Source organism: Bacteroides faecis (assembly GCF_020091505.1).
GTDB classification, from domain to species: Bacteria; Bacteroidota; Bacteroidia; order Bacteroidales; family Bacteroidaceae; genus Bacteroides; species Bacteroides faecis.
Map to the genome: position 1 here is coordinate 433,799 of NZ_CP081916.1, position 20,858 is coordinate 454,656.

General features: G+C 43.0%; 16 protein-coding genes, 2 tRNA genes and 3 rRNA genes. 2 read left to right on the forward strand and 19 right to left on the reverse strand.

The genetic code is table 11. The features are described 5' to 3' along the window. Positions 1-36: 36 nt before the first annotated feature. From K6V30_RS02230 to K6V30_RS02285, 12 genes are all read right to left on the reverse strand, one after another. Positions 37-1,503 (reverse strand): tetratricopeptide repeat protein, encoded by a 1,467-nt coding sequence (locus K6V30_RS02230; protein WP_055268932.1) that lies wholly within the window; start codon positions 1,501-1,503, stop codon positions 37-39. Positions 1,504-1,524: 21 nt separating this feature from the next. Beyond that, positions 1,525-2,469, reverse strand: a complete 945-nt coding sequence (locus K6V30_RS02235; RefSeq protein WP_032836523.1) for a PstS family phosphate ABC transporter substrate-binding protein — start codon at positions 2,467-2,469, stop codon at positions 1,525-1,527. Position 2,470: 1 nt separating this feature from the next. Beyond that, positions 2,471-3,283: an energy transducer TonB gene (locus K6V30_RS02240; RefSeq protein ID WP_055268933.1), complete on the reverse strand. Its 813-nt coding sequence runs from the start codon at positions 3,281-3,283 to the stop codon at positions 2,471-2,473. A gap of 26 nt (positions 3,284-3,309) precedes the next feature. Beyond that, positions 3,310-3,966 (reverse strand): ExbD/TolR family protein, encoded by a 657-nt coding sequence (locus tag K6V30_RS02245; protein WP_010535532.1) that lies wholly within the window; start codon positions 3,964-3,966, stop codon positions 3,310-3,312. 15 nt (positions 3,967-3,981) lie between these two features. After that, complete coding sequence (locus K6V30_RS02250) at positions 3,982-4,587, reverse strand: ExbD/TolR family protein (protein ID WP_010535533.1); 606 nt, start codon at positions 4,585-4,587, stop codon at positions 3,982-3,984. A gap of 29 nt (positions 4,588-4,616) precedes the next feature. Next, positions 4,617-5,414: a MotA/TolQ/ExbB proton channel family protein gene (locus tag K6V30_RS02255; protein ID WP_010535534.1), complete on the reverse strand. Its 798-nt coding sequence runs from the start codon at positions 5,412-5,414 to the stop codon at positions 4,617-4,619. Positions 5,415-5,570: 156 nt separating this feature from the next. Beyond that, on the reverse strand, positions 5,571-6,014 hold the full coding sequence (locus K6V30_RS02260) for a hypothetical protein (protein WP_010535535.1): 444 nt from the start codon (positions 6,012-6,014) through the stop codon (positions 5,571-5,573). A 258-nt stretch (positions 6,015-6,272) separates the two neighbouring features. Beyond that, positions 6,273-6,383, reverse strand: a 5S ribosomal RNA gene (gene rrf, locus K6V30_RS02265). 96 nt (positions 6,384-6,479) lie between these two features. Then, positions 6,480-9,359 (reverse strand): 23S ribosomal RNA (locus tag K6V30_RS02270). A gap of 167 nt (positions 9,360-9,526) precedes the next feature. After that, a tRNA-Ala gene (locus K6V30_RS02275) sits at positions 9,527-9,603 on the reverse strand. A 78-nt stretch (positions 9,604-9,681) separates the two neighbouring features. Then, positions 9,682-9,755, reverse strand: a tRNA-Ile gene (locus tag K6V30_RS02280). 163 nt (positions 9,756-9,918) lie between these two features. Then, positions 9,919-11,447, reverse strand: a 16S ribosomal RNA gene (locus K6V30_RS02285). Together the 16S, 23S and 5S rRNA genes with 2 tRNA genes alongside form the textbook arrangement of a ribosomal RNA operon. A 598-nt stretch (positions 11,448-12,045) precedes the next feature. Between K6V30_RS02285 and K6V30_RS25165 the strand changes: the two genes are divergently transcribed. Then, positions 12,046-12,180, forward strand: a complete 135-nt coding sequence (locus tag K6V30_RS25165; protein ID WP_258902871.1) for a hypothetical protein — start codon at positions 12,046-12,048, stop codon at positions 12,178-12,180. Positions 12,181-13,001: 821 nt separating this feature from the next. Then, positions 13,002-13,130 (forward strand): hypothetical protein, encoded by a 129-nt coding sequence (locus K6V30_RS25170; protein WP_255323165.1) that lies wholly within the window; start codon positions 13,002-13,004, stop codon positions 13,128-13,130. Between the two features lie 289 nt (positions 13,131-13,419). On the opposite strand, the gene K6V30_RS02290 is transcribed toward K6V30_RS25170, so the two are convergent. The 7 genes from K6V30_RS02290 to K6V30_RS02320 form a co-directional block, all read right to left on the reverse strand. Beyond that, on the reverse strand, positions 13,420-14,145 hold the full coding sequence (locus tag K6V30_RS02290) for a hypothetical protein (protein ID WP_010535536.1): 726 nt from the start codon (positions 14,143-14,145) through the stop codon (positions 13,420-13,422). A 95-nt stretch (positions 14,146-14,240) separates the two neighbouring features. Continuing rightward, positions 14,241-14,876: an outer membrane beta-barrel protein gene (locus K6V30_RS02295; RefSeq protein ID WP_010535537.1), complete on the reverse strand. Its 636-nt coding sequence runs from the start codon at positions 14,874-14,876 to the stop codon at positions 14,241-14,243. Between the two features lie 21 nt (positions 14,877-14,897). Continuing rightward, positions 14,898-15,383, reverse strand: a complete 486-nt coding sequence (locus tag K6V30_RS02300) for a hypothetical protein (protein ID WP_029425050.1) — start codon at positions 15,381-15,383, stop codon at positions 14,898-14,900. Between the two features lie 98 nt (positions 15,384-15,481). Then, positions 15,482-15,712, reverse strand: coding sequence for a hypothetical protein (locus K6V30_RS02305; RefSeq protein WP_074759626.1), 231 nt, complete (start codon positions 15,710-15,712; stop codon positions 15,482-15,484). Positions 15,713-15,851: 139 nt separating this feature from the next. After that, a complete protein-coding gene (locus tag K6V30_RS02310; RefSeq protein WP_010535540.1) occupies positions 15,852-16,298 on the reverse strand; it encodes a lipocalin-like domain-containing protein in 447 nt (148 codons plus the stop codon). Positions 16,299-16,530: 232 nt separating this feature from the next. After that, a complete protein-coding gene (locus K6V30_RS02315; RefSeq protein WP_055269535.1) occupies positions 16,531-17,544 on the reverse strand; it encodes an aldo/keto reductase in 1,014 nt (337 codons plus the stop codon). Between the two features lie 167 nt (positions 17,545-17,711). Then, complete coding sequence (locus tag K6V30_RS02320; protein ID WP_055269536.1) at positions 17,712-20,717, reverse strand: glycoside hydrolase family 2 protein; 3,006 nt, start codon at positions 20,715-20,717, stop codon at positions 17,712-17,714. Positions 20,718-20,858: the final 141 nt, after the last annotated feature.

The following is a 20,858-nucleotide window of genomic DNA, read 5'->3' on the forward strand; positions in this document are numbered from 1 at the left end:
ACTCCTCCTGTCACGACAAACAACTAAAATTATTCACTATTTGATGCCATCCAATGCCCTTTTAGCAGTAGCATTAGTGGAGTCTATAGCCAGAATTTTGCTCCAATATTCTTTGGATTTTTCCTTATTAGCCATCGCTTCCGCTTTCAGTGCCGGATTTTCAATAGCCAACAAATAGTAATATCCAAGATAACTGTAGCACTCAATCAAAGCTGAATTGTAATGAGGATCATTCTTGCTTTCCAGCAAAGCAGCAACTTCCTCATAGAAAGGTTTCGCTAATCCAAGAGTCGTTTCGGGGTCAAGTGCAGAATTGGCACGTGCTCTCCAAAAATTGCCCAGATAGCTCTCCGGTGCTGCTTCTGCAATAGTATGAAAAACAGAATCAGCAGCCATCAGCGCCTGTTTGCGCTCTTCAGCATTGATTGTCAGCGAATCAGTCTGCGTACCTGCACCGTAATAAAGTCTGCCAAACTGGAATTGCAAATCCGGAGTCTGGTGTTCCTTATCAAGGGATGAATAATATTTCTGGTAAGCACTGATTGCCTTTTTATAATCGTTCTTCTGCTCGTAAGCAGTAGAAATATTCTTGTATAAGTCCGTCTTTGTCGGATCTAATTGTATAGCTTTCTCATATTGGCCTACAGCTTCGTCATATCTCTTCAGAGCATCAAGCAAATGACCGTAATACATATAGTCCAGATAAGAATAATCAGCTTTGTCTGACTGGGTAAAGAAAGCGTCTGCCGCCTTTATTGCTTCATCAAAGCGTTTCAGGTCTGTATAGTTATACATTGCCAAACGATTGAACGCTGCATGACGAGCATTCTTTTTCAATCCCATATTCGCCACTTCAAGCGACTTCTCAAAGTCATGATTCAGGAAGAGAGCGAATGCATACTTCACCAAATCCTCTTCTGTAGCTGTCGGTCCCATTGCAAAATTCGAATAAGCTTCGACAGCTTTACTAAAATCATTCTTTAAGTAATAAATTTCGGCTAGTTTTTTATCTACGGCTATGTTGGACGGTTCCTGTGCTTTCAACTGATTCAGTTTCTCGATAGCAAGGTCTGCATTTGCAGATTTATAAGTATCTGCATATTTCAGATATGCTTCCGTGCAATGCGGATCGAAATAAATAGCCTCTTCATATTTCTGAGATGCCAGACCTGCATTTTTCTGTTCAAAAGCGATATCTCCTTCCAATACAGAAGCAAGAGCCGATTTACCATTCGCTTTTTTGGCAAGAGCAGCATACTCCTGTGCTTCCGGAAGTTTGCCGGCTTTCAGATATACCTCACCGATCGCCACCAGAAGTTCCACATTCTTTTTATTCTTTCCTTTTATCAACTGTTCAGCTTCCTCATTGGCCTGAGCCGGATTCGTCTGAATGATTTCTTTCAATTTGGCAACTCCTGCCTGCCATTCGGCATCAGATGATTGCGCATAGAGCGACCCAACTGCTATAAACGCTCCAGCTAAAAACATTTGTATTCTTTTCATGATAGTCACTAATTTTAGTTATTATTCGTCTTTCACGTGGACAATACGCACTGGCTGAGTAGCCGGCACAAGTCCAGATTTTAATATAATCCGCTGCCCTTTATCGGATGTCATAAAAGAAGCGAATCCCCAAGGCAGCCCACTGCGAGGATCATTCAGTAATGCATAAATTGGTCGTGCCAATGGATAGTTACCGTAATACAGATAAGCCTGATAAGGCTTATAACTGTTAGCAGGAGTAGCTACATCCTCCGCACTCACTGCCATTACTCTGATTTCCTCGGTGAAAGAAAGATTGGTGGTGTCACTGCGGTTACCCAGCCAGTTTACACCAATGACTCCCATTGCTCCGGGGTTCTCTGCTACATACTTTATCACCTGCTGATTGGTCTTCAAGGCACTGACATTGTCAGTAGCCAGTGGTTTTCCATCGCAGATGGAATCCATTGTATAGCGTACGGTGCTGGAGTTCTTGTTATCGAATACCACCTGAATACTCTTCAGTGGCGAATTCGGATTTATCTCTTTCCAGTTTTTCGCCTCACCAGTCAGGATACGGCTGAAATCTCGTACACTCAACAAAGAATCCGGATTACCCCGGTTGACGATCAATGCCAGACCATCCGTGGCCAGTTTAATCTCACGGGGAAAGAACTTGCGGCTGTGGAAGGAATTCATTTCTTCCTCAGTCAATGTCCGGGTCGCAATAGCCAACCGGACACTGTCTTTCAGAAGTAAATTAATTGCTTCGACTTCCGTCGTGTAGCGAGGGACAATTCCAGCCAAAGGATACAGACTCTCAAACACATCTATTTCTTCCTGTATAATAGGCTCAAAACTTTCATCCGCCGCAATAGATATCACCCCAGACGAATACGTATCCGTCGGTCCATCCGATTTGGAACGGCAAGCACTCAACACTGCCAACAAAACGATTCCTATCAGCCAAAATTGTCTCTTCATCATCTTACTGTAATCTAAACATTACCGGAACGGTGAATTTCACACGTACCGCTTTACCATTTTGTTTACCCGGAATCCATTTCGGCATGCTTTGTACCACACGCACAGCTTCTTTATCCAGATAAGGATCAACGCCACGAGCTATGTGCACATCGCTAATAGTACCGTCACGCTCTACCACAAACTGTATAATAACGCGACCTTGTGTTCCATTCTCCTGTGCAATCGTCGGATACTTGATATTTTTTCCCAGATATGCCATCAGTTCCTGCTGTCCGCCGGGGAACGTCGGCATCTGTTCTACCATATCAAATACTTTTTCCGGTTCGGCTGCTTGTGTCACTACCTGTTTCAAGTCAGCGATATCAGCTCCGTTAACTTCATCATTACCTTTTACGTCGGCAATGGAGATAGCCACTTTGGTAGAAGTCAATTCTTCCTGACTCTTGATTTCATCGTCTTCGCTCACCTCTTCATCCTTCTTGATGACAGGAGCCGTAAACTTAATAGAACTTTTCAATGCAGGAGGGGGAGGTGCAACCGGTTCCACCCGTTTCATCTCTTCCTGTTTGATTTCCGGTTCTGCCAATTTTGACAAAGTCGTAACCTCTGTCATCACTTCCTTTTGCTCGGGAGTTGCCAACTTAAGCAGCGTAGGGATAGTAAATCCGACGATTGCTATCGCCACCACAATCAGCATCGCAACCGTATGCCGTTTAGGTGAATTGGCACGCATTCTGTATGCGCCATACGCTTGATTCTTGCCTTCAAAAATCTGTTGACACCATTCCGAAGAAGCTAAATCTAATTTTGCCATTTTACTTTCTTTTTTTAGGTGTTACATCATTTATCAGCCAGGTTCTGTGACAGCTCTCCCTTAGCATCGTAATTCTTAATCAAGAATTCATCGGCTTCGACAATATCCGTTATCACATATTTACCTATGTTACATATCTGCATCTCATCCAATGCGTCAATCAGATTCATATAAGAAGCATCATCCGTCGCCTTGATAATAACGGTCGGTGTATCCTTTCCGCTCTTAATTTCGGAAACCTTCTTTTTGTATTCGTCATCTGTAATCTCCAGATCGAGCTTCTGCTGCTTCAAGGCTCTCACCTGATTAACAGCCGCAGCATTTTTCTGAAGAAGTACGGCACGCAGCCCATTTGCTCCGTAAGTAGTCTCTTTCAATGAAGTATAATCCCTATAGTTAGGTTCTCCCTCATAGTAATAGAGCTTATTATCAGCTCCCAGCAATAATGTAATTGCCTGAGAGGCTTTCACCATACTCTTTTGTTGTTCAGTTATATCTTTGTCATTACTCGGCATGCTTATTTCCATCGTCTGAGGCTTGCTCAACGTGGTACAAAGCATAAAGAAAGTAATCAGCAACATGTTCATATCCACCATCGGAGTAAAGTCTACCCGGACAGTCATTTTCTTTTGCTTGCCCTTACCTCTTTTCTTTCCGCTGCTCTCTTGTACTTCAGCACTCATTGTCTTTCCTCCCTTTTAATTTTCAGATTCTGCTTTGAGAGAAGTAATCAGATTGTACCGATTCTCCCGCAAATCCTGAAGTGAGTTCATTACGTTCTTTATCACTGAGTATGGAGTGGAAGCATCTGCCTTAATAGCAATTCGGAGATCAGCGTTAGCGTTACGTGCATTGCGCACCCACGACTTAAACTGATTATCGGTGCTATCGCACGGAATTCCTTCATTCTTCAGAACTTTGTCCCGCTGGTCTTCCGGGAGGTCAAGGAATTGCTGCATACTTCTAATGGGCACTCCAAAAGTAGTAGCCAGTGTAAAACGCTTTTCCTGCTCCGGAGTAAACTTTATGCCATACTCTTCACCCATGCTCTCCAATACAGCCTGCATATCCTGCTGCTTGTCGAGGCTCATAAATATTTTTCCTTCCGGATCAACCAGAATCTGGAGTACATTCGTCTCCGGAATCTTGATTTCCGATACGGAGGCCGGAGTAGTAACTTGTACAGGTTCCTTCTTCACAAATGTTGATGTCAACATAAAGAAAGTCAGAAGCAATACAGTTACGTCACTCATAGCTGTCATATCTATGAACGTATCTTTCTTTTTAATTTTCGCTCTACCCATGATTAATAGATTTTAAAGGGTTCGCCAAATTAATGAGTAGCTGCAAAAGTCTGCACGATAGAGAATCCGACTTCATCGAGTCCGTAAGTCAATTTATCAATTTTGTTAGTGTAGTAGTTGTAAGAAATAACAGCCAGCGCACCTGTCAAGATACCGAAAGCCGTATTGATCAAGGCTTCAGAGATACCTTGTGACAAAGCCATAGAGTCAGCACCACCACCGGCAGACAATGCGGCAAATGAACGGATCATACCAATTACAGTACCGAGCAATCCCATCAATGTTCCCAAAGTGGTGATAGTAGCGATAATCGGAAGATTCTGCTGCATCATAGGCATTTCCAGAGCAGTTGCTTCTTCCAGTTCTTTCTGGATAGCCAGCAGCTTTTGTTCTTTAGGAAGAGCTGTGTTCTTTTCCATTTCTTCATACTTGCGCAAAGTAGCAGTAACTACATTGGCAACAGAACCGCGTTGTTGGTCACAGATTTCTTGTGCTTTTTTGAGGTCACCGGTAGCCAGGGCTTCCTTGATGTTAGCTACAAATTTAGCCAACGAACCTTTACCGAAAGCAGAACGAAGCGCAAAATAGCGTTCAATACTCAAAGCGAGTACAGTTAACAACAGTGTCTGAATAACAGGCACAATAACACCACCTTTGTAAATAGTACCCAACATGTTCAATGGATGGTTGTTAGGATCATTGTTCATAAAGTTAGACGGATTTCCCAACAGGAACTGATAAATACACACTGCCACGATGAAACAGCAGATGATTACAATACCGGCATTCTTTATGCCTACGATCTGAGACTTTTTAGTAGTTTCCATAATAAGTTTTTTTGTTAAGATATTAATTTTAGTTATTTAGAAAATTTCAAATGATTAGATACACTGCGCTATAGACCCTGTGACTTTTCAAGAGAATGAAAGTCACACAGCTTCATACAGGGTACGAAAAGTAAATAAGATGGGAATAGTAATAAACTAAATAAGGATACGTCTTAGAGCGAACACATAGTAGTCGCTACAGATAATGGAGTAATGTGGATCCTTATCCGAGTAATAGGATTTACTTTGATCTAATACAAGTGAGTTTTCTCTTAACAAGAAAAACTTATGCATAACGTCTTTAAGAGAATCATTCGCTTCGATGATTCTACGCAGACGATAATTATTAGAAGATGTTTCTGTAACTGATTTAAAGCCCAATTCTACGTCGGAAATAGACAAAGACTGGGATGATCTGTCAAAACCCAACGAACGGGTCTTAAATGAAGAATTAGAGTTGGTATCGGCGTTCGATTCCGACAACTGGCAAGAGCTTTCACTCTTAGAAACACATGAAGTGATATCCATAGCATTTCCACCCATACTATATGATAGCATCAGCAGAACAAGCGCTAATATGAATCTCACAGAACCTTTCATGATATTTATTTCAGTTGTTTATATCGAATTCTCGCATTTCGGCGACAAATTTAGTAATTAAATATATTCGTTTGTCGTTATTCACATCATTTAAGCATAAAACTTTGACTCTATTATTGAAACAATGTACAAAGTGTTTTGTTCCCATGTTTTGGAGTTTTATGTGTTAAAAGACGTTTATAGATAAATAAGGGATATTCCTAAGGTATCAAAAACAAGAAAGCCCTCCAGGTATTTCTACCGGAAGGGCTTCTTTAAAAACGGCGGCTACCTACTCTCCCACTGTTACGCAGTACCATCGGCGTGACGAGGCTTAACTTCTCTGTTCGGAATGGGAAGAGGTGGAACCCTCGTGCTATAACCACCTGAATGAATTCAATAAGGTTATGACATGATGAAAAGTAAAATTCAAGTAATATCATATTAATGATACGCTAAACGTATATATCCAATCCGTACAAAGCCGGAAGAAAGTGGACGGGCAATTAGTAATGCTCGGCTTTGATGTTACCACCTTTACACCTGCATCCTATCAACGTCATCGTCTTTAACGACCCTAAGAAATCTAATCTTGTGGCTGGCTTCGTACTTAGATGCTTTCAGCACTTATCCAATCCCGACTTAGATACCCAGCAATGCACCTGGCGGCACAACTGGTAAACCAGCGGTCAGTCCAACACGGTCCTCTCGTACTAGTGTCAGAGCCACGCAAATTTCATACGCCCACGATAGATAGAGACCGAACTGTCTCACGACGTTCTGAACCCAGCTCGCGTGCCACTTTAATGGGCGAACAGCCCAACCCTTGGGACCTTCTCCAGCCCCAGGATGTGACGAGCCGACATCGAGGTGCCAAACCCCTCCGTCGATATGAGCTCTTGGGAGGGATCAGCCTGTTATCCCCGGAGTACCTTTTATCCTTTGAGCGATGTCCCTTCCATACGGAAACACCGGATCACTATGCTCTAGTTTCCTACCTGATCGACTTGTAAGTCTCCCAGTCAAGCGCCCTTATGCCATTACACTCTGCGGACGGTTACCAATCGTCCTGAGGGCACCTTTAGAAGCCTCCGTTACTATTTTGGAGGCGACCACCCCAGTCAAACTACCCACCAAACAGTGTCCTCGTATCAACGAGTTAGAACTCAAATAATCAAAGGGCCGTATTTCAACAGCGACTCCACACAAACTGGCGTCTGCGCTTCAAAGTCTCCGGCCTATCCTACACATCAATTACCCAAATTCAATGTTAAGCTATAGTAAAGGTTCACGGGGTCTTTTCGTCCCATCGCGGGTAATCGGCATCTTCACCGATACTACAATTTCACTGAGCTCACGGTTGAGACAGTGTCCAGATCATTACACCATTCGTGCAGGTCGGAACTTACCCGACAAGGAATTTCGCTACCTTAGGACCGTTATAGTTACGGCCGCCGTTTACTGGGGCTTCAATTCAATGCTTCTCTTGCGATGACATCTCCTCTTAACCTTCCAGCACCGGGCAGGTGTCAGGCTGTATACATTATCTTTCAATTTCGCACAGCCCTGTGTTTTTGTTAAACAGTTGCCTGGACCTATTCTCTGCGCCCAACTCTCGTTGGGACCCTTTATCCCGAAGTTACAGGGTCAATTTGCCTAGTTCCTTAACCGTGAATCACTCAAGCGCCTTAGTATATTCAACCCGACTACGTGTGTCCGTTTGCGGTACGGGTACCTTAAGGATTAAGTTTAGCGGATTTTCTTGGGAGTATGATTACACGCACTATTGGATTGTTCCGAAGAACGCTCCATACTATCAGGTTCGACTCTTATCCCGGATTTGCCTGGGATAATCAACATCTACACCCTTCAACGGACTATTCCGTCAGTCCGCGGCGCTGTCACGCCTCCGTCTCCACGTCACTCCTTAAGGTAGTACAGGAATATTAACCTGTTCTGCCATCGGCCTCACCGTTCGGCTGAGCCTTAGGACCCGACTAACCCTGATCCGATTAGCGTTGATCAGGAAACCTTAGTCTTTCGGCGAGGGGGTTTCTCACCCCCTTTATCGTTACTTATACCTACATTTGCTTTTCCACACGCTCCAGCAAAGCTCACGCTTCACCTTCGACGCTGAGTGGAATGCTCCCCTACCGATCCTTACGGATCCCATAGCTTCGGTAAAACACTTGATGCCCGATTATTATCCACGCCAAACTCCTCGACTAGTGAGCTGTTACGCACTCTTTAAATGAATGGCTGCTTCCAAGCCAACATCCTAGCTGTCTTAGCAATCTGACTTCGTTAGTTCAACTTAGTGTTTATTTCGGGACCTTAGCTGATGGTCTGGATTCTTCTCCTTTAGGACATGGACCTTAGCACCCATGCCCTCACTCCTGTGATAGAACTAATGCGCATTCGGAGTTTATCAAGACTTGATAGGCGGTGAAGCCCTCGCATCTTATCAGTCGCTCTACCTCACATTAGTAACTCACAAGGCTGCACCTAAATGCATTTCGGGGAGTACGAGCTATCTCCAAGTTTGATTAGCCTTTCACCCCCACCCTCAGTTCATCCGGAAGCTTTTCAACGCTTATCGGTTCGGTCCTCCAGTTAGTGTTACCTAACCTTCAACCTGACCAAGGGTAGATCACTTGGTTTCGCGTCTACTCCTTCCGACTCGACGCCCTGTTCAGACTCGCTTTCGCTTCGGCTGCGCATCTCAAGATGCTTAACCTTGCCGGAAAAAGTAACTCGTAGGTTCATTATGCAAAAGGCACGCCGTCACTGCTTACGCAGCTCCGACCGCTTGTAGGCGCACGGTTTCAGGGACTATTTCACTCTTCTGTTCGAAGTGCTTTTCACCTTTCCTTCACAGTACTGGTTCGCTATCGGTCTCTCGGGAGTATTTAGCCTTACCGGATGGTCCCGGCAGATTCACGCAAGATTTCTCGTGTCCCGCGCTACTCAGGATACCACTACGCTTAATCTGACTTCATATACAGGACTATCACCGTCTATGGTTCCACTTTCCAGAGGATTCTATTCATCAGATGTCTTGCGATATCGTGGTCCTACAACCCCACACATGCCGTAACATGGGTGGTTTGGGCTATTCCCCGTTCGCTCGCCACTACTAGGGGAATCATTATTATTTTCTTTTCCTACAGGTACTAAGATGTTTCAGTTCCCTGCGTTAGCCTCCATCAAAGATGGATGACATTCCTTCAGAATGCCGGGTTGTCCCATTCGGAAATCTCTGGATCAAAGGTTATTTGCACCTACCCAGAGCTTATCGCAGCTTATCACGTCCTTCATCGCCTCCGAGAGCCAAGGCATCCGCCATGCGCCCTTGCTTACTTTCTTTCAAACTTACTTAACCGATGATGGAGAATGGAATTTCGAAAATGCTTCTGCATTCTCAACAGCCATGTACCATATCTGTTACGTACGGTTCGATATATACTTTTAGCTCTTTACTAAATTTTACTTTTTGTACATCATGTCAAAGATCGTTTCTCTATGTTCAGAGATGGTGGAGAATAACGGATTCGAACCGTTGACCCTCTGCGTGCAAGGCAGATGCTCTAGCCAGCTGAGCTAATCCCCCGAAGATAAAGAAGAATGAACAAGGACGCAGGAAAAGGATATATGCCGATCACTGCAGTTTTCATTTTCTTTCTCGAAGTAGTCCCAGGCAGAGTTGAACTGCCGACCTCTACATTATCAGTGTAGCGCTCTAACCAACTGAGCTATAGGACTAGTTCAACCTTGTCTACCTGATATGTTAGACTCGGCTTCTTTATTTCTCTTGTTTATCTCTATCTATACTTCTATAGATGGTTGATCTATATGTTATAAATAAACAAGTACCAGTAGTACAATTATAGAACCGATGAAAGTCATTGTAACGGCATCACTCCAGAAAGGAGGTGTTCCAGCCGCACCTTCCGGTACGGCTACCTTGTTACGACTTAGCCCCAATTACCAGTTTTACCCTAGGACGCTCCTTGCGGTTACGTACTTCAGGTACCCCCGGCTTTCATGGCTTGACGGGCGGTGTGTACAAGGCCCGGGAACGTATTCACCGCGCCATGGCTGATGCGCGATTACTAGCGAATCCAGCTTCACGAAGTCGGGTTGCAGACTTCGATCCGAACTGAGAGAGGCTTTTGGGATTAGCATCCTGTCACCAGGTAGCGGCCTTCTGTACCCCCCATTGTAACACGTGTGTAGCCCCGGACGTAAGGGCCGTGCTGATTTGACGTCATCCCCACCTTCCTCACATCTTACGACGGCAGTCTCTCCAGAGTCCTCAGCATGACCTGTTAGTAACTGAAGATAAGGGTTGCGCTCGTTATGGCACTTAAGCCGACACCTCACGGCACGAGCTGACGACAACCATGCAGCACCTTCACATTTGTCTTACGACTAACCAATTTCTTGATTATTCAAATGCAATTTAAGCCCGGGTAAGGTTCCTCGCGTATCATCGAATTAAACCACATGTTCCTCCGCTTGTGCGGGCCCCCGTCAATTCCTTTGAGTTTCACCGTTGCCGGCGTACTCCCCAGGTGGAATACTTAATGCTTTCGCTTGGCCGCTTACTGTATATCGCAAACAGCGAGTATTCATCGTTTACTGTGTGGACTACCAGGGTATCTAATCCTGTTTGATACCCACACTTTCGAGCATCAGTGTCAGTTGCAGTCCAGTGAGCTGCCTTCGCAATCGGAGTTCTTCGTGATATCTAAGCATTTCACCGCTACACCACGAATTCCGCCCACCTCTACTGTACTCAAGACAGCCAGTATCAACTGCAATTTTACGGTTGAGCCGCAAACTTTCACAACTGACTTAACTGTCCACCTACGCTCCCTTTAAACCCAATAAATCCGGATAACGCTCGGATCCTCCGTATTACCGCGGCTGCTGGCACGGAGTTAGCCGATCCTTATTCATATGGTACATACAAAAATCCACACGTGGACCACTTTATTCCCATATAAAAGAAGTTTACAACCCATAGGGCAGTCATCCTTCACGCTACTTGGCTGGTTCAGACTCTCGTCCATTGACCAATATTCCTCACTGCTGCCTCCCGTAGGAGTTTGGACCGTGTCTCAGTTCCAATGTGGGGGACCTTCCTCTCAGAACCCCTATCCATCGAAGGTTTGGTGGGCCGTTACCCCACCAACTGCCTAATGGAACGCATCCCCATCGATAACCGAAATTCTTTAATAATCAAACCATGCGGTTCTATTATGCCATCGGGTATTAATCTTTCTTTCGAAAGGCTATCCCCGAGTTATCGGCAGGTTGGATACGTGTTACTCACCCGTGCGCCGGTCGCCATCTCCAGTTTGCAAGCAAACTGGAATGCTGCCCCTCGACTTGCATGTGTTAAGCCTGTAGCTAGCGTTCATCCTGAGCCAGGATCAAACTCTTCATTGTAAAAGTATTGTTATCATTCCTATGAAAGAATGGTATTTGCTCTGTTCAGGATGCCGTACAATTTATTGACTTCATTAATACCTGTCATCAGATACATACTGCTATGCATCCAACAAGCATTGACGGTTCTATTTTTTCTTGTACTACTTGTATTGTTTATCAATATTTCAAAGAACTTGGTTGCTTTCGTTTCAAAAGCGGGTGCAAAGGTAAGGGGTTTTATTTTAATTGCCAAACGTTTTCGGAAGTTTTTTTTAATTTTTCTTTTTATATCGTTTCTCAGGCTCTCTTGCGAAAGGGAAAGAAGGTAAAGAAGAAAAACAAACCGCGTTTCTTTGCGAATCGGACTGTAAAGATAAGAACTTTATTCAATAACATCCAAAACTTTCCGGAAGTTTTTTTGTTCTTATTTTAAGCTGCCGTACGCTTTTACACTAAGTCAACTTATCAAGGCTTTCTTCTCTTGGAAAGCGGGTGCAAAAGTAGTAGCTTTCAGTTTATGCTCCAAACTTATCGGACTGTTTTTTTGAATTATTTTTGGATATCCATGCTAAGGGGCTGATTCAGAAGGATGTTGTAGAACATAAATTTACCGGGGATGGCAGAAAGGGGGAAAGGGACACACCTTATTATATTCACACACGCGGATGCGGGCGCGAAGGGAACAGATTTCAACAGGAAGGAAGGGAAGGATAGCGGTGAGTCATTCATGAAGACAGTATGGATGGACTAAAAGCGGAGAAGAAACTCTCATGGAAAAGGGTTTTTCTATTGTCACTTGTCACTTTTCAAGTCAAACTGTTATTTATCAATGGATTAAGAGTGACAATAAGGTGATAATAGAGGTGATAACAGGGTGACAATAGGAAAAGCATGTGAGCGTATTGTCACTTTTTGGGGAACAGATTACCGCAGATATTCAAGGGGTGTTCATGGGAAAGTGGCGGCTGAAAGGAAAGAAGAAACTCCGAAAGTATACTGATAGCGATAAAGAAATACGGGGATGCAGGCAAGGGATTAGTTTCATGCGGGGAAAACAAAGGTTTCATATAGGAGAAACTCTAGTTTCAAGCATTGGAAACAATAGTTTCATACCTTGAAACTAAAAGTTTCAAGCGGAGGAAACTGTTGTTTCAAGCAGGGGAAACTAAAGTTTCAAACCATCTGGAACTGGAGTTTCAAGAGGCAAGAAACTTCAGGAAACAACCGGAGACGGGAGCAGAGGACCGCATGAGTGGATAAGGAGGAACGCATGATTGGAGTGAAATGAACGCACGAGTGGAGTAAAAGTACCGCACGATTCAACCAACCCGACCATAACAATGTCCCGATTAACCTGTTCTCTTAGGAAGAACAGGAGTATGGACATAAGCGAAAAAAGCATTTATCACACAATAATAGAGGGAGTATCAGATCTTAATACCTGATATATCAATTATTAACAGATGGGACGTCAATTATTAATAGTTGACAGATAAGAGGTTAACATACTGAATACAAGATTACAACATCAAGAAAAATGTGTATTAAAGCATGAATATAGAGTGAGAGCAAATGCCTGCTACCACACTTGCTACCACAGCTGCTATCACAGCTGTAACAACGATGAATAAACCGATACAAGCAAAAAGTGAGAGCATGGGAGCAAAATCTATGTTTAATTCACTTGGAGAGAAATCCTAAGTTCAAGTCATAAATGAGACAGTTGATTGAGAATATCGTGTAGAAATATAATTTTAGAGAGAAGAAGATGAAAAAACTCATCTTTCGCTGAATTCAAGTTATAAATGAGACAGTCCAAAAGAATTAGGTATATATCTAATTCCAGATAACGGGTCTATGTAGCTATTTCGAATTATTACGGAATAAACAAAAGTGAGATTTCACAGAGTAAAAATCACAATTCTAAAAGAAACTCCTTCCCCCCTCTTTACAAACAAAAGAATGCGAGAGCCGGAAAGGAGTATCAATTTTACTTTATGATTGTTTCTACATGTCCATTCTTGAAAAAAAGATAAAAAGAACTAGAATACATCCACTGCACCTCTCCATTTGATTCTGAAACTGTCTGTGGTTTACCAAAAGCCAGCAAACATTCATCTTCTGTCATGCCCTTTACCGGTTTTCCGATGCTTATCTCATTCCAGTGGCTGATAGGAGAAAGTTGGTTAGTACTAACAAAGTCAAACATCTTATTCAGCATTTGCGATTCTATATGCACAAAATCATCCATTGTTTCCTTATGAGAAGTCCTCTTCTCCGGCTGTAGTTTTTCCATCGGAGTCAATTTCTTCATTACAACAACCAATGATTCTATCTGAATATTGGAAAGATAGTAAACCAATTTTCCGTCTTTTACCTGAAACTGAGCTGTACAATAATATGTATTCTTTTGTTTTGCATCCGCTTGAGAAGTAAGCACCAGGTTGCAACTAAAACTCTTGGCAGGAACGCTTACTTCCGTTATTCCCTCACGCTGTACGGAACAGACGTTTTTGATAGTCCATAACAGAGCATTGGCATAAATATTTTCATCACTCATCGGACTGAAAGGAATGAATCCATTGACTACATATTTACTACCATCTGCACTGACCGGATAAGTTTTCTTTTGTTCTGTAAAAGTTTGTGCAATCAAAGAGGGTAATATCCCACCCAATAAAAATACAATTGCCAAAAGTCTCAGTCTTGTTATCATATTCTGTTATTTTAAGAAAACAGCATTCACTTTCTTTTCTTTTTATAGAAAAGACGTGAATGCTGAAATTTATATGCTTAAAAAGGTTGTTTCAATTAAAAAGCGATACCCAGACGAATCATAAAGTTGCTAGTCTTAATGCCATCAGCATCGGTAAATACATCAATGAATCCACGCTGATAAGTAAGATCCAGATTGAAACGGTCGTACCATACGCCTACACCAATATTCATACCTGCATCGAAATGATTATAATCTACTTCAAGAGCATCAGCAAAATCTCCCCAGCTAATGCTTTCTCCATCTTCTTTCATTTTGCTGGTATAGTCATAACTTGCAAAAACTCCTAAGTGCGGATCAATACTAATATTATCTGCTACTCCGATTTTCCATCCGAAAGTAAACGGTGAATATTGAACATTGTGTGCGATACATTTCATGTCGTCAACTTTAAATCCACGAGAACCAAGAGCGAACTCCATTCCCCAATAAGCTCCTGCACCACCCAATGACTTCTGATAGCCTAATGTCGCATTATAACCGATGTTTGAATCTGTTCCATCAATTCCGTCACCACTAAGGTTCATCATGTTCACGCCTGCACGCAAGAACCATTGTGTATTACTAGCTTGCTTTTGAGTCTTAACGATTGTGCTTCTGGATGATACAATCTGTGCCTGTGTTCCTACGCACAACAAAAGCGCAGCAACAATTGATAATACTTTTTTCATTATTGTCTATGTTTTTAGTTATTAATTCTTATTCTTTATAACGGGGGCTATTTTCGTTCTATCATCAGCACCCGAAAGTTTTTGAATGCGTATCCATTCGTAGTCTTCTGTCGTAGCAGTATGCCAGTTTGTGAACACTCCCGGATAACCTACGACCGTAACCGTATATCCTCCCGATTTTTCATCGTCTTCTATCTTAAAAGTAGCTCCCATGATCACATCACAGTCATTCTTGATAGTGGACAAATAAGTTCCCCATGCACGGATATTATCAAGTTCCCCTTTCATGGCAACTTCCACTTCTTCTTTGCTCAGTGTCCATTCATCCTTTATACGCCCTTTTTCTTCGAGTATTTTCACCTCAACAACTGTGGGTTTCACACAAACCTCAGTCACTGCATCTCCTGCACGTGCCTGTGCATCACGAAATTTGAAGACAGTCTTTTGTGCATATGTCCCGATTGCACAACCAAAAGCCAGCATGATAATTAGAAATAGCTTTTTCATTTTCTTTTGTGATTATATGTTAATACAGCGCAAAGATATGCTAAAGGAGTATACTTGTAGAGAAAAACATAGTTCCAAGAGCGATACAAAACTGTGTCCTATTTGGAGACACTCAAAGAAACCCGAACATCAATGCTATCAGAGAGGTCACGAAAAAAATCATGTTCGAGAATACAGGAGATACGCCAAAGGAGATGAATGTCAATATTTTCTTTCTGAAATATTTTATAGACATTTGGACGTGTACAACACAATTGTTCAGCGAACCAAGTGACCGTACGCCCTTGGTCGTGAAGTGTGCGTTCAATAAGTCGTCCTGCATGAATCATACTATTTTTATCTATACACATCTCAAGAACAAATAACTATCTGGTCTTATGCTCTTTGCACGAATGGCAAGAACACCGATGCAATCATACTTTCTCTATTTTTTCTATTTCTTCCCATTATTAACCAAATTCATATTAACTACTCAGGTTGTTTTTTAAATTTAGCAATAATTGTATAGTCAACTTCTTCGTCTTTCCATTGAAGTGTCATCTCATCACCTTTGAGAGATTTGACCTGCCATTCTTCAGTCCAACTATCACTCAATGCAACTTTGATTTTGTTACCAGATATAGTCCAGGCAAAAGAGTAATGTCCCATCAGTTCCAAAAGTTGGTCGCTACCACTGTCTATATCCCCCTCATACTTACCATCTGCCAAGTGACTACTGAAGTTAATGTAATAGTCATCACCATTATAGTTACTCTCCCATGTTTCGCCATCCTCACTCCAACACTGATAATAACAAACCCAATATCCAGTGACGGATGCGGTGTTTACATCCGTATTATCATCCTTACTGCACGCTGCAAAAAGCAGACAACACATGACCAGCGCAAAACTGGACCTCATTATAAACTTTTTCATACACAATAATTTTAGTTAATATTCTTATCTATTAAGATATAGGTCACAAATATATATAAAATTATTATTGGCGTTTTTACGCAAAATATCTGTTTATGATTAAACGGCTAAAAGGGATGATCATTCTATTTAAAAAGATGTTTATTATGCATATTTTTTAAGCGCAAAACCGGAGAGCATTGATAAATATTTCCCTATTTATTGTTTTTCTCTTCAAGAATGTCAGAACATATTATTTTATGTAAGATTTGTACGATGAAAGTATTTGCTCTATCTCATTTAATTCTTCAGCAGTAAACTCCAGATGGTTTAAAGCTTGCAAATTATCAGCCAGCTGATTTACTGAACTAGCTCCTACAATCACCGATGTCATCCGTTCGTCTCTCAACACCCATGCCAATGCCATCTCTGCCAGTGTTTGCCCACGACGACGGGCGATTTCATTCAATTGCCGGGCGACCTCCACTTTTTCAGGTGTCACCTGCGAACGTTGGAGAAAAGTAGAAGAACGTGCCGCACGCGAACCTTCGGGGACACCATTCAAATACCTATCCGTGAGTAATCCTTGTGCCAAAGGAGAAAAGGCTATAAAGCCGGAACCATATTCGGCAGCCAGCGGAAGATTTTCAGCCTCAACTGCACGGTCGAACATACTATAACGATACTGGCTGATAAGACAGGGAACACCCGCTTTTGCCATCATTTCATAAGCAAACCGTGCCTGCTGAGGAGGATATTTAGAGATTCCGATATACAGTGCTTTTCCTTGTCTGACAATATCGATCAAGGTCTGAATCGTTTCTTCTACCGGAGTGACTCCGTCATAGCGATGGCTATAGAAAATATCAAAATACTCCAGCCCCGTACGACGGAGGCTCTGATCGATACTTGCCATCAGGTTCTTACGGGAACTGTTTCCGCCATAAGGCCCCGCCCACATATCATGTCCGGCCTTGGAGGAAATTATCATTTCATCCCGGTAACCGTGAAAATTCTCCTTCAGAATTCGCCCGAAGTTTGCTTCGGCACTCCCCGGAACAGGACCGTAGTTGTTTGCCAGATCAAAATGGGTGATCCCATGATCAAAGGCATACTTAATCATATCCGTTGCCACGGCAAAGTCATCAACACTACCGAAGTTGTGCCATAATCCTAAAGAAATAAGAGGCAGTTGCAATCCGCTTTTACCACAATACTTATATTTCATCTGATCATAACGACCAGTAGCCGGTTGATAATTGTCCATAAGAGTCAATGATTTTTCTTTCTACAAAGAAAAAGAAAATATTTCAATAACGATTATTCTATTCACTCTAAATTTCATTCTTCAAGATAACCGTAAAATATTGGAGAATGTATGTCTCACACAGAGATACATCCTCCAACAGTTCAAGAAACAACCCCTAAAGAAACTTACTCCAACAAATTCTCTTTGAATTCTATTTCTACAATGCGTAATTCGTGCCCGGTTTTATCGCCATCCTTTGCTTTAAACAAATCCAGTTCATTAGCAACAGGGACAGCTACTTCTACTATTTGCCCGAAAGCATCTCCTTCCTTACTTGTACCCTTGAGCCGGATAGTGATTTCATTCGTCAACACAGGCTTCACATCTAAGTGGACATATCCCAGACTCTTGTCTGTATCTCCGCTCCAAATCAATTCTTTACCCGCATAAATTTCCAGCGGATAGCTGCGCATACGCCATCCGGTCAACTTCAGACAGACTTCATCCACACGTGCGGCACGTTCCAACTGATAGGTTATCCATGCAGTACCCGCTTTCCCGTCATTCCGCCATTCACTCAGTTCATTATCATCAAAGCTGTTAACCGCACACTCGCTATTGGCACCTGCTATGGCAGAGACAATGCCGACATCGACCTTTGACACCTTGTATGAAGGAGTTTGCGGAGTCTCCCCACGAGTCAGCCTGCCTTCCAGCTCATCACCGGGGATATAATCGCTCAAACCGTTCTTTACTTCAACAGGCATAGAAGCGAAGCTAATTTCTGCCGGTTTCAATCCGGTAGCCTTCGCCGTGATACGAACTGTTCCGGCAGTGGTGAGCGAACGGATCAACGCACGATTGATGCCACACTCTACCGGCAAATCTTTTGAAAGAATATAATTATTTTCTCCTTGTGCGATACCGCCTCGCCATTCGGCAGGCCCTTCCACCTCAAAGTGGATCAAGTCATTTGCCAGCGGACAACGGTTCCCTTCTTTATCCATCACTTCCACCTGAAGCAATACCATATCCGCACCATCCGCTTTCCATCCTTCAGGACTCTGAATCAGGCTCAACCGGATTTGTTCCGGCTTACCTGCCGTCTGCAATTGAGTGCGGCAGCATTCTTTTCCGTTTTCGTCATATCCCACAGCTTCCAACTTGCCCGGCACAAAAGCGATATCTCTGAAAGTATACAGAAAATGGTAGCCCCGTTCGCCATTCCCCAACGATTTCCCATTCAGGAACAACTCTACCTTATCGGCACTCGATACGACATATACAGGTTTCACTACCGTATCATCATAGTTCCAATGGCCGACAATATAAATACGGGGACATTCCGTATCTACCCAGCCGTCCCACATCACCTGATGTGCAAAGAAAGGATCTTTAGGGATACGCATGGCATCAGTCACCCCGCTACGACGATAATTTTCGACTCCACGATAATGCGTATTGGTATCGGAAAAGATAATCTTCACACCACCCGAACTGACACGATCTCCCGTTCCCGGACGTTCCCGCCAATAATCGAACCAGCGAATGATATTCTCGACAGTAAAGGAATCCTGATTACGGTTGTAGACACGCGCATCCACCTTCTTCTGTACCTTATTGGTGACAGTAGATTTATAAGAACTACTGCCCTCTCCATCCTTGTGATAAGGATAAGAATAGTCATCCCAATATTTACGTAACCCCTCGTCACGGCAATACTCCATAGCCCACATCGGATGATGCGCACTTTTATTGATATAAAGCATTTCGCCGCCATATTCCGCTTCACGGATATCCAGCATTTCGCGGGAACCGATTGCACGGCCGCCATGAGGATCATACAGATCACGGATTCCTTTCATTTCTATCATGTGCTCACGACTGATAGACTCATTGCCACATTCATAAAACAGGATACTCGGATTATTGCGGTTATAAATGATAGCGTCACGCATCAATTCCGTACGCTGTTCCCACTGACGTCCTTCACAATCTTTCTCGGCATCACCGGCCTGCATAGCCTGAATCAATCCTACACGGTCACACGACTCGATATCCTGTTTCCACGGAGTGACATGCATCCAGCGCACAAGATTCGCATTGCCCTCTACCATCAGATGATTGCTATAATCGCTCAACCAGGCAGGCACGCTCATCCCGACTCCCGGCCATTCATTGCTCGTCCGCTGTGCAAAGCCCTTCATCTGAATAACGCGATCATTCAGCCAGATCATTCCTTTACCGAAACGCGTTTTACGGAATCCGGTACGGGTAGCGACTTCGTCTACTTTCCTGCCATCTACCCACAGACTTGTCTTTACCGTATACAGATAACCGTATCCCCAACTCCAGAAATGCAGGTTGTCTACCTCAGATGCCGCTTTCAGTGTGATTGTTTCACCCGGTTTCACCACCGCTTGTGTTCCTCCGAATGTCTTGACGGATGTCCCGTCACGGTCTATCAGTTCCACTTGATAAGATACTTGCTTATCACGATTATATTCGTTCTTGATTTCCGACTCCGCATGAATGACAGCTTTCTGTGATTTCACACGAATATCTTCAGCATAGACGTAGACTCCGGTCGTTTTGAGATTACTATATAAAGGTAAGGTCTGATACAGACGGTCGGTGACATGCAACCATACATTTTTCGGAATGCCTCCATAATTGGCATTAAAATTCTTATTGCTCCACTGATATTTCGTACCTGTTGCCCGTTCTTTATAATTCCAGTCATTGTCGATGCGAAGTGCTATTACATTTTCCTGTCCATACTTAATGTAAGGAGTCAGGTCGAAGCCGACAGCCATCACGCCATTTTCGTGCAGACCGATATGATGACCATTGATATAAAAATCCGCCCCTTGACGAACTCCTTCGAACTCTACAAAGACCTTCTTGTTTTTACTATCGCCCGGCAGACGAAAATGCTTCCGATACCACATAATCGTATCGGTCAGTTCATCAATACTTAAGCGAAAAGCCTCATCTTCATTGAAAGCATGCGGCAAAGTCACTTTCTTCCAGTCCGAATCAGAAAAACGTATTTGCTTTGCTTCCGGAGTATCACCCACATAAAGCAACCAGTCTGAATTGAAATTATATTTATTACGGACATCGGACGATGTCACGAACTGGCTTATTCCAATAAAAGCCAAAAAGAAAAAGAGGATTCTATGTCTCATAGTATGTCTATTTATCTGTTCGTGGCAAAGCTAGCGCAAAATACCACACCTGTCCATAGACTAAAATACAGATTGCATAGAGATTTGTTCAGAAAGCATAGAAATGAAGAATGATGAATGAAGAATGAAGAATTGGCTGCG